The following is a 13,986-nucleotide window of genomic DNA, read 5'->3' as shown; positions in this document are numbered from 1 at the left end:
CCTTCTAAATTCTATTTTGGTGCCGCGGCGGTTTGAACGCCGGTCATATTATTGTTTTCAGCCACTGACCCGTCGAAAGAGCCGCCATTTGCGATCCAGGCCGCATAGGCTTCTTTGGAGACGACTTCGACTTCGATTGGCATGTAGTAATGTTTGATGCCGCAGATCTCGGAACACTGACCGTAATAGGTACCTTCTTCGTAAACCTCGAACCATGTTTCGTTGATAATTCCGGGCACGGCATCCATTTTGATACCGAAGCTTGGCACGGTCCAGCTATGCATATTATTGACGGATGTCACGAGGACCTTGACCTTCGTGTTCACCGGCACGACCAGCGCCGCATCCGTCGCGAAGAGGTAAGGCTTACCCGCATCCGTTGATTGCGTCTTGTCCAATGGGTTTGACACAAAACTGTCGACATCTTCGTGGTCCGGATAGGAATATTCCCAGTTCCACGTGTTACCAACGGCTTTGACTGTAACTTCAGTTTCCGGAATACGGTCTTGGAAATAAAGCAACTGCATTGACGGCACAGCAATCACGAGGAGAATGAGAACCGGTACGATAGTCCAGACAACCTCGATCAATGTATTATGTGACGTCTTGGAGGGAACCGGGTTCGCTTTCTCACGATAGCGGATCATGATGTAAGCCATCAGACCGAGAACGAATGCCACGATACCCGCGATGATATAAGTCACGAGATTATAAACTGTTGTAAGGTCTTCCATGACAGGCGTCGCCGCCTCTTGCAGGTAAAACCCACCCCTGACGGCCATACCTTCACCGCGTTCACCGCTCAGGCCGACAAAGGCGAGGATGACATAGCTGGCAACGGCCAGAACGAGCGCCACAACAAGGGCGAGAATTGTATTCTTAGAACGCATGGGTCCCTCTTGGAATTTACCGACCGGATCGACCTGATTCAGGCGGTGTCTCATTCATATATGCGGCAGATGCAAAAAAGTCCCGAAGGGAGTCCAGCGCCAATTGTCGCATTTCAGACGGTGTCTATAACGGCAGACCCGTTAGATAAAGCCTTATAACGGTGAATCCTCACGGGAATTTCATGTTTCCTTTTGCGAAAATGGCGTCACAACCCCCTCATGACTGATTTTGTATTTGATGATAGCGATCTTGATGCCGGAACGGCGCAGACCTTGCTCGACAGGGCCCTGCACGGCGCGGATGACGGGGAGCTGTTTATTGAACGCTCCGCGAGTGAGTCGCTGACCTTTGATGATGGACGGCTAAAGACCGCGAGTTTCGATACGTCGCGTGGCTTTGGCCTACGCTGCGTCGCGGGCGAGACCTCCGGCTTCGCGCAATCGACCGAACTGTCTCCGGGTGCGCTGTCCCGCGCCGCAGATGCCGTCTCCCTTGCCAAACAGGGCCATAACGGCTCACCGTCCTTGCCCCCGCGTCGGACGAATACGACACTCTATCCCGATATAGACCCCGTTGCCGCGCCCGGATTTGGCGTGAAGGTCGAACTGTTACAGGAAATCGACGCCTATTGCCGTGCGCTCGACCCGCAAGTCGTGCAGGTCACGGCCAGTATGAGCGCCAATCGCCGCGCCGTCTCCATCCTGCGCGCGGGCGGCGAGCGGTATAATGACATCCGTCCCCTCGTCCGGTTGAACATTATGATTACGGCGGAAAAAGATGGTCGTCGCGAAACAGGCTTTGCTGGTGCCGGCGGGCGCGAATCCTATGATGGATATATCGACCCTGAATTCTGGAAACCTCTCGCGAAAGAAGCCTTACGCAGCGCGAAGGTCAATCTCGAAGCTGTCCCCGCCCCTGCCGGACAAATGGATGTCGTGCTTGGCCCAGGCTGGCCGGGCGTCCTCCTTCACGAAGCCATGGGCCACGGATTGGAGGGCGACTTCATCCGCAAAGGAACCTCGGCTTTCGCAGGAATGTTGGGCGAACGCGTCGCCTCCCCCGGCGTGACGGTCGTCGATGACGGCTCCCTCGCCGGACGGCGCGGATCGCTAACGATAGATGATGAGGGCACACCGACTGGGCAGACGACCCTGATCGAGGACGGCATCCTCGTCGGGTTTATGCAGGATCGCCAAAACGCGCGCCTGATGGACGTCGAACCGACGGGCAATGGCCGCCGCGAGAGCTTCGCCCATTCCATCATGCCGCGCATGACCAATACATTTATGCTGGGCGGAGACCGCGATCCCGGCGAAATGCTGGCGGAACTCGATGATGGTATCTACGCCACGAATTTCGGCGGCGGACAAGTCGACATTACGAACGGCAAGTTTGTCTTTCAATGTACCGAAGCTTACCGCGTCAGAAATGGAAAAGTCGGTGAACCGTTAAAAGGCGTCACACTGATCGGAGACGGCCCGACAGTCCTCACCCAGATCCGCCATATCGGGAATGATATGGAACTCGACCCCGGCATCGGCGTCTGCGGCAAAGCCGGACAGGGCGTCCCCGTAGGTGTTGGACAGCCAAGTCTTTATGTTGAGAATCTCACAGTTGGCGGGAGTGCGGTTTAAGCGTTCAACATACCTTCGCTGGTGGCAAATTCGTCCCACAGATTTCGGGCTGATATTGCTCCCGATTCTCATTGAACGCGCACTTGTTTTCCCCCTCTGGATATTAGCAACGACGCATTCCGATTTTGAACAAAAGCCGATGTCCTTTACGCTGGATGCGACTTATGCGGGATGGCACGCGCCAACAACGCTGAAACAGATTATCTCTCTGGCTTGGGTTCTTTTGCTCGTCGCTATTTTAACAGCCAGTCTTGAACGCCCTTATTCATGGACGAAAACAATCCTCGTTTTTGGTGGTCTGACATTACTTATGTGGTTCATGACAGCAAATACTCTAGCACTTTATGAGCCCTATTTGGCCGTTCTCTGAGATTTTGGTCTTGTTTAATTGGGGTGACTTTATGAACCCCACCTAAACCCGTTTCTTAACTTCAATAAAACTTACTCGCCCTCGCCTCATCTTTCCTACATAGTGGAAGTAAACCTAACCGAAGGAGTATGGCGATGGGTATGAACTTGATGGATATGATTATGAGCTCTGCGGGCGGACAAGCGCCGCAACAGCTGGGTCAACAATTTGGACTGGATGCGAGCCAGAGTCAGAATGCGCTGGCCGCTCTCCTGCCTGCGATCTCTTCCGGCATGAAACAAAATGCGTCGACACCGCAAGGCTTGGCCGGTCTGTTGAACGCCGTTCAGAGCGGCAATCACAGTCAATATCTCGACAATCCGGCGCAGCTTGCCAGCGAGTCCGCCGTCAATGAAGGCAATGGTATCCTCGGACATCTTTTCGGGTCCAAAGAAGTCAGCCGCGCCGTGGCGGGCCGCGCGTCGGAGCAGTCCGGCGTCTCGCCCGACATTCTCAAGAAGATGTTGCCCATGGTGGCCATGATGGCGATGGGCAGCCTCGGCAAACAATCCGGCAGCACAAGCCCGGGCGCAGGCTTTAAAGGCGCCCTCGCCCAAATGGCCGTGCAACAACTGATGGGTGGCGGACAAGCCAAGAGCGGCCTCGGCGGTATGTTGAGCGGAATACTCGGCGGCGGCGCAAAGCGTCAGCAACAGCAACAGCAAGCGGCACAAGCCCACCAAGGCGGCCTCGGCATGCTCGGCAAAATGCTCGATGCTGACGGTGACGGCAATTCGATGGATGATATCCTCGGCATGATGATGAACCGCTAGGTCGCGGAGCAATAGCGGGGCGAAACTCCCGCAACACGCCAAATAAAAAGCCCGCTCAACTGAGCGGGCTTTTTATTTCGGAAATAGGCATGACTTACACTTTACCCTCAAGCGTATCCTCAACCATTACAACGTCAGCATCGTCTTCTTCCATCCAGCGACGGATAATCGGCGCGATGAGAAGCATTACAAACCCAATTCCCATGCCGATATAGCCGATTGAAGAAAAGACTTGGATATAGTTTTTCTTCGCACCCGCGACGTCCACAATTTGTCCCCCGACCGTTTCGGCGCCAGCGGCAGCTGCGATTACGCCCGAGAGCGCATTGCCCAAACCGGAGTAAACAAACCAGGCCGCCATGAAGAGACCGACCATCCGCGCTGGAGCTAGCTTGGTCATCGCGGACAAACCCACAGGCGAGAGCATGAGTTCGGCCATAGTATGCACCCAGTAGATTGCGAAGATAAAGAATACGGGCGTTAGGGCCGCTGGACCAACCGAACTCATACCCGCAACAAGAACCAGGTAACCAAGGCCGGCACCAAATACGCCGAGGGCGAATTTCACGGGCGTAGAAGGTTCCCATTTTCGCTTGGCCAGCCCCACCCACATCATCGCGATAAAAGGAGCAAAGATAAATATAAAGCCTGCATTCAGCGATTGAAAAACAGGAGTCGGCACATCCCACCCGAAGATGGTCGTATCAACCAAACGACTCGTCACAAGCGTCAAAGATGAACCCGCCTGTTCAAACAAAGACCAGAACGGTATTTGTGCCACAGCAAAATAAAGCGCTGCCCACATGCGTTTTCGCGCCTTACCCTGCAACTGCGTGAAGGACATTACGATGAAACCGATAAAGACAAGCACACCAAAAGTTGCAGCAATCGGACCAATGACTTCCGCATGCTTCAGAAGCCCCATACAAAGCACAACAATACCGACGGCAGAAAGATAACACGCCCATTCTATATTAACCGGGCCAAAGGCTTTCTCTTTCAGTTTTGCAACAGAAGGCGGATTCGCAACACCGTCCAGCCACTTTTGGCCAAAATGGAAAACGAGCAAGCCAAGCAGCATACCAACACCCGCAAGACCGAAACCCCACGCCCAACCATAGAGGATACCTAAAATGCCGCACGTCCACGTCGCGAGGAAACTACCCAAATTAATGCCCATGTAAAAAAGCGTGAAGCCACCGTCACGGCGCGGATCGCCTTTAGGATATAAGTCACCAACAATCGTTGAAATATTCGGCTTAAGAAAGCCAACTCCGGCAATAATAAGCGCCAACGAGAAGAACAGAATGTTCACATAGAGCGCCTGTTTCTCAATTGAGGTTGAATAATTACCATCAGCGGCGGTCGCTATGACATTCGATAAATCAGGCACTTTATCCGTCGTAGCAGTCGCCAGAACGAGAATGTCAGTTTCAGACTTTTCTGTAAGCGTTCGACCATCAGCCAGTGTCAAAACAGGCTCTTTATCCGCGTTCGCTGTTTCTGATGTTACCTCGAAACGGGTTCCGTTCAAAACAAGCGTCGTTGAATTTTCAGCGCCAGCGCATCCAAGACCCACTAGACCGCAGATATTTTGAACAAGACCGCGTCTCTGACGCTCAATGATATAATCACCCTGGCCGTCATCGCCGATTGGCGAATAGCGGTCATCTTCCATCTGAGCGAATTGCGTGCTATCAAAAACAAGACGACGGGTTTCGCCTTCATAGTCGAGGAATAACTGCCGACGGTCATCGCGGCCAACATCCTCAATCACATAGTCCCCGCCATTGAAGCTCAGCGTCTCTTCCGAACCGGAACCCTCAAACGCCATACCGAAATGGCCCGCGACGAGTAAGATAGCGCCGAAAGTCACGGCCTTTCTTTGCCCAAGATATTTATCCGATAACACCCCGCCGATCATCGACATGATGTAAACTAGAGCGATGTAACCACCATAGATGAAGTTGGCTTCACCATCTGTGAACAGGAAATGTTGCACGAGATAGAGCAGGAGTAATCCACGCATACCGTAATAGGAATATCGCTCCCACATTTCGGTCAGGAAGCAGATAACGAGGCCGCGCGGATGACCGAAAAATTGTTTTTCTCCCGGCGGCGGGCCTGTTACGACTGATGGTTCTGCCATTAAAATCCCCTTTAAAGGCTTTGTTTCGAATGCTGCAAAGGTCTCTCCCCGAGACCCGTTTAACAGCTTTAACCTTCGCTTTGGCACAGCGCCGCCTGCGGTGCAACGCGTCTGCACCTGTTGTTAAGCCTGATGACAGTTCTGCTCACTTATAAGACTTGAGACTCTACCTCTGCTGGCGTAGTGCGGTGCGAATAAGTGATGGGACACTTAACTATATTTTCGAAGGGGTTCGGCTTGACTCGATTATTCAATAGTGGCGTTTCAGCACTAGCTCTGTCTTTGTTAGCGACCGTCGGTACTTTCTCATTGCCCATGACGGCTTCCGCTCAGACGGCTCCGGGGACGGCAGCAGATGACGGTGCGACACCGACAGAAGTCTACAGCCCCGAATATTTTGAGCAGTTCTCACCGCAAACCGCGTCCGATATGGTTGCACAGATCCCCGGCTTTGAAATTCGCGGCAGCTCTGACGGTGAACGCGGGTTTGGGCAGGCCAGCCTCAACATTCTTATCAATGGCCGTCGCCCTTCGTCCAAGTCCTCCGGCGCGAATGAAATCCTGTCCCGCATCCCGGCTAGCAATGTTGAACGGATTGAGATTGTCAAAGGCGAGAGCCTCGATATTCCCGGCCTATCCGGACAAGTGGCCAATATCATTGCGAAGTCGGGTGAGCTGTCGGGGAGTTGGAATGCCGCAGCCCGATTTGAAGAAGGCAGCCAACCGCAATTGGGCGATATCGGGCTGAATTTCTCTGCCAAACGCGGAAATATTCAGGCCGTTGGCAGTGTCGGACATTCCCAATTCATCTTCAGCGAAAACGGAAACGAGCAATTTTTCGACGGTGAAGGCCTTCAAACTCAGGACCGCACGGAACGTCTCTCTTTTGATACGCAAAATCCCTTTGCCAATCTTAATCTGACGCTGAACCGCGACAACGGCCATATTGCGAATTTGAATCTCTCGGCGAGGAAACAGAACCGAAACACACTCGTCCAAGAACAATTCGTCAATCTGATCAATCCGGCCGGAACAGGCGCTTCCGTTGCCGCCGTCACGCAGGATCAAATCAATTATGAAATCGGCGGGGATTACGATCTCGGTCTAGACCTGTTAGGAAATAGCGGACGTCTGAAATTAATCGCGCTCCATCGTAGTGAGGATGCCGATTTTATCAGCTCTTTCCTGTTTGATGATACAGCGCCGGGTCAAGCGCTCCAACTCTTTGATCAGAACAATGTCTCCAAGGAATATATTGGTCGCGGAGAATATACATGGAAATCCTCGCAAGGACATGATTGGGCTTTCTCCGTTGAAGGCGCGATCAACACATTCGACTCCGTTTCAGACTTTTCCCTGAATGACGCCCTTCTCGTCGAGGATGATGTACGTGTTGAGGAAGACCGCTTTCAAACGAACCTTTCACGCAGTTGGGCTGTCAATCCACGCACAACTCTACAAACCTCACTCGGCGCGGAATATTCCGTCATTGATGTTGTCAGCGAGGACGGCGACTCGGGTAAGTTTTTCCGTCCCAAAGGCTTCATCACCGCCTCGCACAAACTCGACTCCGCCTGGACCTTACGCGGCCAAGTCGAGCGCAGTGTGAGCCAACTCGATTTCGGTGATTTCATTTCCACGGTCAGCCTGGCCGAAGAAACAGAAACACAGGGCGGCAATGTTAAGCCGGAACAGAAATGGGAGTTTGAAGCCGAACTGATCAAACAAGCCCCCAAAGGTCTCTCCGGACGCTTCAAACTCTTTTACGACATCGTGGAAGACCCAATTGAGCAGGTCTTATTTGAGGGCGGCGCGCAAGGTCCGTCCAATCTGGACTCCAATGGTGCGGTTTATGGCGCAGAGGCGAACCTGACCTGGGTCTTGGATGATGCCGTGAAGGGTCTGCGCCTGACGGGGGAATTCTTTCTCTCGGAATCTGAAATTGATGACCCCATTACCGGGACGAGCCGCAATATTTCCAACTGGCCGCTTTGGGAATATGATCTCGGTTTCCGCTATGACATTCCCGACTCTCCCTTCGCGATTGAGGGCGAAGTGGAGCAATCTGACAGTGCCAAATCTTTCCGCATTGACGAAACGGTGGAAAATAATTTCCTCGATCCAGAAGTCGAGCTGGCCTTCATTCACAAGGACCTGTTCGGGATGCAATTCACGGTTCGCGTTCAGAATATCGCGGATTTCAGGCTGCAACGCGAACGATTACGGTTTACGCCAACTCGTACGGGCACCCAATTTGAACGTCAGATTACGGAACGCCAGCGTGGTCAGCGTATCTCTTTCGAGCTTACAGATACGTTCTAATTAATAAATGCACTCGGAATAGGCGCGCATCACATCACCCGCCCATTCGCGGTTGAATTTCGTGATGAGGCGATCCGCATTGGATTGGCCCGCCGCGACCATGGCATCCAGGTCCTGCAGGAACACGGTTTCATTCTCGCCATGCGCATTCATTTTGGCGCGAGCATTCAGCCCGCTACGGGAAATCTCGAGTACCTGTTTCGCCAACTCATTGACGGTCGTATCGCGGAATTTGGTTTGCAGACCGGATGTCGGCACTTGTTCCCGCAGTGTCTGACGCTCTTCCGTCGTCCAATCCTTAACGAGGTCCCACGCCGCATCCAAAGCTGAGCCGTCATAAAGCAGCCCCGTCCAGAAAGCCGGCATCGCGCAGAGCTCGTCCCAATGGCCCGTATCACACCCGCGCATCTCCAAGAATTTCTTGAGGCGGACTTCCGGGAAAATCGTGGAGAGATGGTCTTCGAAATCACTCATGGTCGCGACTTCGCCCGGACGGACATCCAGCGTCCCGTCCAGGAATTTGCGGAAATCCTTGCCCGACGCATCCAGATATTGCCCGTCGCGATAGACGAAATACATCGGCACTTTCAGGGCGTAATCGACATATTGCTCAAAGCCGAAGCCCTCATCAAAGACAAAAGGCAACATACCTGTTCGGTCGGCGTCGGTATCCATCCAGATACGCGAGCGGAAGGACTTATAGCCATTCAGCTTACCGTCGGTAAAAGGTGAATTCGCAAAGAGCGCCGTCCCAATCGGTTGCAGCGCCAGTGAGACCCGGAATTTCTTGACCATATCGGCCTCTGAGCCGAAATCCAGATTGGCTTGAACGGTGCAGGTCCGGAACATCATCTCGCGCCCCATTGTCCCGACCTTCTGCATATAGTCGCGCATGATTTTATAGCGACCCTTGGGCATGACGGGGACATCTTCCAGTTTTGTGTCCGGCCGGAAACCGAGTGACAGGAACCCGGCCCCGATTTCATCGGCGACTTCGCGGACTTCGCGCAGGTGGCGCGAGACCTCCGCGCAGGTTTGGTGGATATGTTCCAGCGGCGCACCGGACAGCTCCAACTGTCCACCCGGCTCCAAAGACACAGACGCGCCGTCGCGTTTTAACGCAATGAGATTGCCGTCTTCTTCAACAGGCTGCCAGTCGTATCGCTGCAAACCTTCCAGCATGGCCTTAATCGAACAGGGCCCGTCATAGGGCAGCGGCAGCTTCTTGGCGTTACAAAAGCCAATCTTCTCATGCTCTGTGCCGACTCGCCATTCATCCTTCGGTTTAGACCCGGAGGCGAGATAATCAACCATCTGCGCCTTTGACGTGATGGGTTGAGCATTGGGAGCGGAAGGACCTGACATAGGCCGCGTTTAATCGCGACAGGCTGACGCGGCAAGTTGGAAAACTCTAATCCCAATCAACGAATTTGTGAGTTGCGCAGCCTGAACTCGCGACTTTGCGGTTTCACTCGCGCGTGATAGAGGCCGCGCCATGTCCAGCACGACCCTCATTGATAACGCCCCCGCCCCCGCACCAGTTGATCCACGCGTTGCGTTGGTTGGGCTTGGCCGCAAGGAAATCGCGGCGGAGTTAGAGCGCATTGGCATTGAACCGAAAAAAGTCCGGATGCGGACGAAGCAGATTTTCCACTGGATCTATAATTACGGCGTCACTTCATTTGACCAGATGACAAATGTCGGCAAACCCTTACGGGCGAAACTGGAAGCCGGGTTCACCTTGGACCGACCGGAGATTGTCGAACGGCTCATCTCCGTCGACGGCACGCGTAAATATCTCATCCGCATGTCGCCGGGTGTCGAGGTCGAGAGCGTCTTTATTCCCGATGTGTCCAAAACCGGTGCGCTCTGCGTGTCCAGCCAGGTCGGCTGCACCCTCACCTGCACCTTCTGCCATACGGGGACGCAACGACTCGTGCGTAATCTGACGGCGCGTGAAATCGTGTTGCAAGTCATCATTGCGCGGGACGACCTCGGCGAATGGCCGACGACGCAGGAGAACCGCAAGCTGACTAATATCGTCTTTATGGGCATGGGCGAGCCACTTTATAATACTGAGAAGGTCGGTGATGCGCTGGACACGATTTGCGATCCCGAAGGCCTCGGCATTGGTCGCCGACGGATTACGGTCAGCACCTCCGGCGTTGTCCCGGAAATTGGCCCGATGGGCGAACGCACCTCCGCTCAACTCGCCATCTCGCTCCACGCGGCCAATGATGAACTCCGCAGTCAGATCATGCCGATCAATAAGAAATATCCGCTGAAAGAGCTGATGCAGGCCTGTCGTGATTATCCGGGCCTGTCCAATTCCCGCCGGATTACCTTCGAATATGTCATGCTGAAAGGGATTAATGATCAACCCTGGCATGCCAAACAACTCATCAAATTACTGCGAGGCATTCCCGCCAAAGTGAACCTGATCCCGTTCAACCCGTGGCCCGGCACGGACTACGAATGTTCCGACATGGAAACGATCAAGACCTTCTCCGACATGGTAAACGCCGCAGGTTATGCCAGCCCCATCCGCAAAACCCGCGGACAGGATATTTTCGCGGCCTGTGGGCAATTGAAGAGCGACAGCGAGAAGAAACGCGCGAGTGTATTGCGCAAAGAGGCGAAAGCAGCGGCGGCGGGGTAAGCGTTTTATTTTCGGCTTTGGATAGTTCCGGAATTATGCAGGTCAGAGACAATAACATTTGTTATCCCGCACGCAACGCAGTGGAGATGCGGGACCTAACGACTGCTCTCTCAAACCTGAGGTCTGCAAACGACAGGCCCCGCATCACGTGTGGGGTGACAGTTGGTTTTTGGGGGCACTGAAAAGATAATCCTCGGTAATGGCGATTTTGAAAGCGTGGATTGAGAAAATAAAATTCCAACAATCTCGCCTGTCCTCGGCGCAGGCCGGGGCCTCCTTAGGTGATTGTAATGTCTGCTCAAATTAGCGTCCTCTGAATTATGATGGAGACCCCGGCCTGCGCCGGGGACAGGCTCATAAACGGGGATTGAGATTTATTTCAAAAACTGCGTCCACACCCCTTTCGACCTGTGCAATCTTTAAGGTGTCTTCTTTCACAGGGCGGTCAGGTGCACATTGACCAGTGCAATTCTGTTTGATGAGGTGTCGAAAATTTGGTGAAGCTTACCCATTTTTCGACGCTTTTATTAAAAAAACAGAAATGCACGGACCGGAAAGAAGCGGTGCTTGTCATTGGAGCGAAGGGTGTAATGTCCCGGTTGCTTGGGTGGCCTAACGAGAGCTGATCGTTCCCCGACTGAATGGTTCGGCCGTTAGTGCAAAAAGGCGCCGCCGCGTGGGCCCGTTGGGGTTCGAAAACTTAGCTTATAATCTGGTTTGCGACCAGAACCCAGACGACCACGCGGACATCCCGTTTTATTCGAGAGTAAACGAAGCGAAACGGAAACAAGATAAGAGATACAGGAACCAAATGGTTCTGAGGCAGGCGAATCTATCGTCCAGTGTTCCCGATTAGCCGCGGTCTATTCCGCAGAGTGAATGCGCATGGGTGCCGGGCGGTTGTTTGCAAGCAAACAACATGGCCCGGGAACACTGAGCTCTTGAATGAATATAAACGACAGGCCCCACATAACGTGCGGGGTGACATATGTGTTTCGCCTCACTGCAAGCCTATACGGCAGGGTCAGTTCCATCTCCCAACCGCACAAAAAACTTGCACCGCCCGCACAAATTCTGAAAGACAGGCTTCGGAGATTTTCGTTGGTGGGGGACGGAAATCATGGGCACAACGACAGATTTATGGACCCCGCAATGCAGCCAGCATTTGAGAGCCTCGCCGCAGGCTTCCCTTATCTAATTTTCTATCTCGTGATGGTGGCCGTCATCTATGTGGCCGGTATCTTTGCCTATGTCTGGCTAACGCCGCATAAGGAGATTGAGCTGGTCCAGGACGGCAATATGGCAGCGGCCATTCATTTCTCAGCACTAATCATCAGCCTCGCCCTGCCCATTGCGGCCTGCCTCATTAATAAGTTCTCTCTCTATGATGTCGGAATATGGGCGTTGTTTTCGGTCATTCTTCAACTCTTCCTCTTTCGCATAACCGACTTCATTATTTTCCGCGGCATGCCTGAACGGATTGAACGGGACGAGACCGGACCGACCATGGTCTTGGCCGCCTTTAAACTGGCCGGCTCCCTCATCCTCGCCTTTGCGATTGCAGGTTAAACCCGCGCGCCGATGGCCTATCGCGCGAAAAAGAAACGGCGGTTTCCTGACTGGATTGTCTATGGTCTGGCGCTAGCCATTTTTATTTGGACCGCTTACGGCGTCGAGGAAGATGTCATCATTCCGGAACCGCCGACATCGCCCGAATTGGGCCCACTCCTGCCCAGTGAATCGCCTTTAGACGAAATCATTCTGGTCGACGCTGCACCGGCTCAATCCGGCACGGGAACCGCCTTTGCGATTAATGAGGAAGGGTTATGGCTCACGGCCCGCCATGTTGTTGATAGTTGTGAAACGGTGGGACTGCGCGTCGGGTTGGGGCGATTTATTCCTGTTGAATACCAAGTCATTCAAAACTCTGACCTTGCCGTCCTACAATCCAAATGGACGCGACGCGCTCTGCCTGCGGATTTGGACTCGGCGCGCCAAATCGGCGAGATCGGATATTTCTTCGGCTACCCGCAGGGGGAACCGGGCGAAGTCGTCGGGTCCCTCATCGCGCGCAACCGGATGAAAGTCCGGGGACGTTACACGAATGATGAAGCCATTTTGGCCTGGTCAGAACTGGGCCGGTCGCGCGGATTATTTGGCTCGCTGGGCGGAATGTCCGGTGCGCCCGTCTTGGATAAAGACGGCGAAATTATTGGAGTCGTCTCCGCCGAGGCGCCACGTCGAGGCCGCATCTATTCCGTCGCGCCGCGATATTTGCGCGGCATTATCACGGAGCCCGGCGACGGCGTGGAACCCCTCTCGCTGGAGACTTACGGGCAATCCGCGGACCGTCTCCGGCGTGACCGTCGTGTGGCAAAGGTCATATGTCTCGTCGATTAAAACGCAGTCGGGGCGAACGGATTTGGAGGTGGTTCATCACGCTTCTTTTTCTGGGATTACTCGGCTGCCTGTTTTGGGCGACGAATAAATATGTTCCGGGTCAGCACCTGCCGTGGAAATCGCTCGACACCTCGCGCCCCATCGGCTGGTCGACAAAACAACAACTCCTGCGCATGAGCCTCTCGCCTTCGAAAACCTGCATGGACCTTGCTCGCGATACGGTCGGATATGAAACAATCCCCGCCGACCCGAAAAGGCCGACCACAGGTGCGGGTGCTGATATTTGCGGCTGGGATGTCGCACGGGTTGTCTACGGAACCGAAGATGTGGATTTCGCGCCGGGTGAGAGCAACATGCAATGCCCGCTCTCGGTCGCCGTTTTCCTCTGGCAGCGGGAGGTGAACGATTTGGCGCAAAAACACTTCGACCAACCCCTGGCGAAAATCCACCATATGGGGACTTATTCCTGTCGGCGGCAACGCGGGAACGGGTCGGGAAAGTGGTCCGAACATGCTTTTGCCAATGCCTGGGATGTCGGTGCCTTTGAACTGGAAGACGGCACGCTCATCCGTGTCTTGACCGGCTGGAACGGTGACCGAAAGCAGGCCAATTTTTTGCGCGAGGCCCGTAAAGCGGCCTGCGAATTATTCCGCGTGACGCTCTCACCCGATTACAATGCCTCCCATGCAGATCATTTCCACCTGGACATGGGACCGAGTTCGGCCTGTCGATAGAATTTTAAGACAAAA

11 protein-coding genes are annotated in these 13,986 nt (G+C 53.9%); 8 read left to right on the top strand and 3 right to left on the bottom strand.

Features of this window, described 5'->3' with window-relative positions:
* Window positions 1-11 precede the first annotated feature (11 nt).
* On the bottom strand, window positions 12-890 hold the full coding sequence (coxB, locus tag ACP9M6_RS07070) for a cytochrome c oxidase subunit II (protein WP_427454716.1): 879 nt from the start codon (window positions 888-890) through the stop codon (window positions 12-14).
* A 219-nt stretch (window positions 891-1,109) separates the two neighbouring features.
* On the opposite strand from coxB, the gene ACP9M6_RS07065 reads away from it, so the two are divergent.
* The 3 genes from ACP9M6_RS07065 to ACP9M6_RS07055 all read left to right on the top strand — a co-directional run bounded on the left by ACP9M6_RS07065 (window position 1,110) and on the right by ACP9M6_RS07055 (window position 3,707).
* The gene (locus tag ACP9M6_RS07065) at window positions 1,110-2,525 is read left to right on the top strand and encodes a TldD/PmbA family protein (protein ID WP_427454715.1); all 1,416 of its coding nucleotides are present in this window, start codon (window positions 1,110-1,112) and stop codon (window positions 2,523-2,525) included.
* Window positions 2,526-2,580: 55 nt separating this feature from the next.
* Window positions 2,581-2,895: a hypothetical protein gene (locus ACP9M6_RS07060; protein ID WP_427454714.1), complete on the top strand. Its 315-nt coding sequence runs from the start codon at window positions 2,581-2,583 to the stop codon at window positions 2,893-2,895.
* Window positions 2,896-3,029: 134 nt separating this feature from the next.
* Window positions 3,030-3,707, top strand: a complete 678-nt coding sequence (locus ACP9M6_RS07055; protein WP_427454713.1) for a DUF937 domain-containing protein — start codon at window positions 3,030-3,032, stop codon at window positions 3,705-3,707.
* 94 nt (window positions 3,708-3,801) lie between these two features.
* Here the strand turns inward: ACP9M6_RS07055 and ACP9M6_RS07050 are convergent, their stop codons facing one another.
* A complete protein-coding gene (locus ACP9M6_RS07050; RefSeq protein WP_427454712.1) occupies window positions 3,802-5,856 on the bottom strand; it encodes a peptide MFS transporter in 2,055 nt (684 codons plus the stop codon).
* 315 nt (window positions 5,857-6,171) lie between these two features.
* Here ACP9M6_RS07050 and ACP9M6_RS07045 point away from each other — a divergent pair, with 315 nt between their 5' ends.
* Window positions 6,172-8,178, top strand: coding sequence for a TonB-dependent receptor plug domain-containing protein (locus ACP9M6_RS07045; RefSeq protein WP_427454711.1), 2,007 nt, complete (start codon window positions 6,172-6,174; stop codon window positions 8,176-8,178).
* Here ACP9M6_RS07045 and ACP9M6_RS07040 read toward each other — a convergent pair whose 3' ends face one another.
* On the bottom strand, window positions 8,179-9,543 hold the full coding sequence (locus ACP9M6_RS07040) for a glutamate--cysteine ligase (protein WP_427454710.1): 1,365 nt from the start codon (window positions 9,541-9,543) through the stop codon (window positions 8,179-8,181). It lies immediately after the preceding gene.
* A 130-nt stretch (window positions 9,544-9,673) separates the two neighbouring features.
* Between ACP9M6_RS07040 and rlmN the strand changes: the two genes are divergently transcribed.
* The 4 genes from rlmN to ACP9M6_RS07020 all read left to right on the top strand — a co-directional run bounded on the left by rlmN (window position 9,674) and on the right by ACP9M6_RS07020 (window position 13,971).
* Window positions 9,674-10,837 carry a 23S rRNA (adenine(2503)-C(2))-methyltransferase RlmN gene (gene rlmN, locus ACP9M6_RS07035; protein ID WP_427454709.1) on the top strand — a complete coding sequence of 388 codons (1,164 nt, stop codon included), beginning with the start codon at window positions 9,674-9,676 and terminating at the stop codon, window positions 10,835-10,837.
* Window positions 10,838-11,989: 1,152 nt separating this feature from the next.
* Window positions 11,990-12,406, top strand: a complete 417-nt coding sequence (locus ACP9M6_RS07030; protein ID WP_427454708.1) for a DUF350 domain-containing protein — start codon at window positions 11,990-11,992, stop codon at window positions 12,404-12,406.
* A 12-nt stretch (window positions 12,407-12,418) separates the two neighbouring features.
* Complete coding sequence (locus ACP9M6_RS07025) at window positions 12,419-13,237, top strand: S1 family peptidase (protein WP_427454707.1); 819 nt, start codon at window positions 12,419-12,421, stop codon at window positions 13,235-13,237.
* Window positions 13,222-13,971: an extensin family protein gene (locus tag ACP9M6_RS07020; RefSeq protein ID WP_427454706.1), complete on the top strand. Its 750-nt coding sequence runs from the start codon at window positions 13,222-13,224 to the stop codon at window positions 13,969-13,971. The genes ACP9M6_RS07025 and ACP9M6_RS07020 overlap by 16 nt, the downstream gene beginning before the upstream one ends.
* The last annotated feature ends 15 nt before the right edge of the window (window positions 13,972-13,986 follow it).

The sequence above is a fragment of the Litorimonas sp. WD9-15 genome, assembly GCF_050271975.1.
Classification (GTDB): Bacteria; Pseudomonadota; Alphaproteobacteria; order Caulobacterales; family Maricaulaceae; genus Litorimonas.
This window is presented reverse-complemented; position numbering and strand designations above follow the sequence as displayed.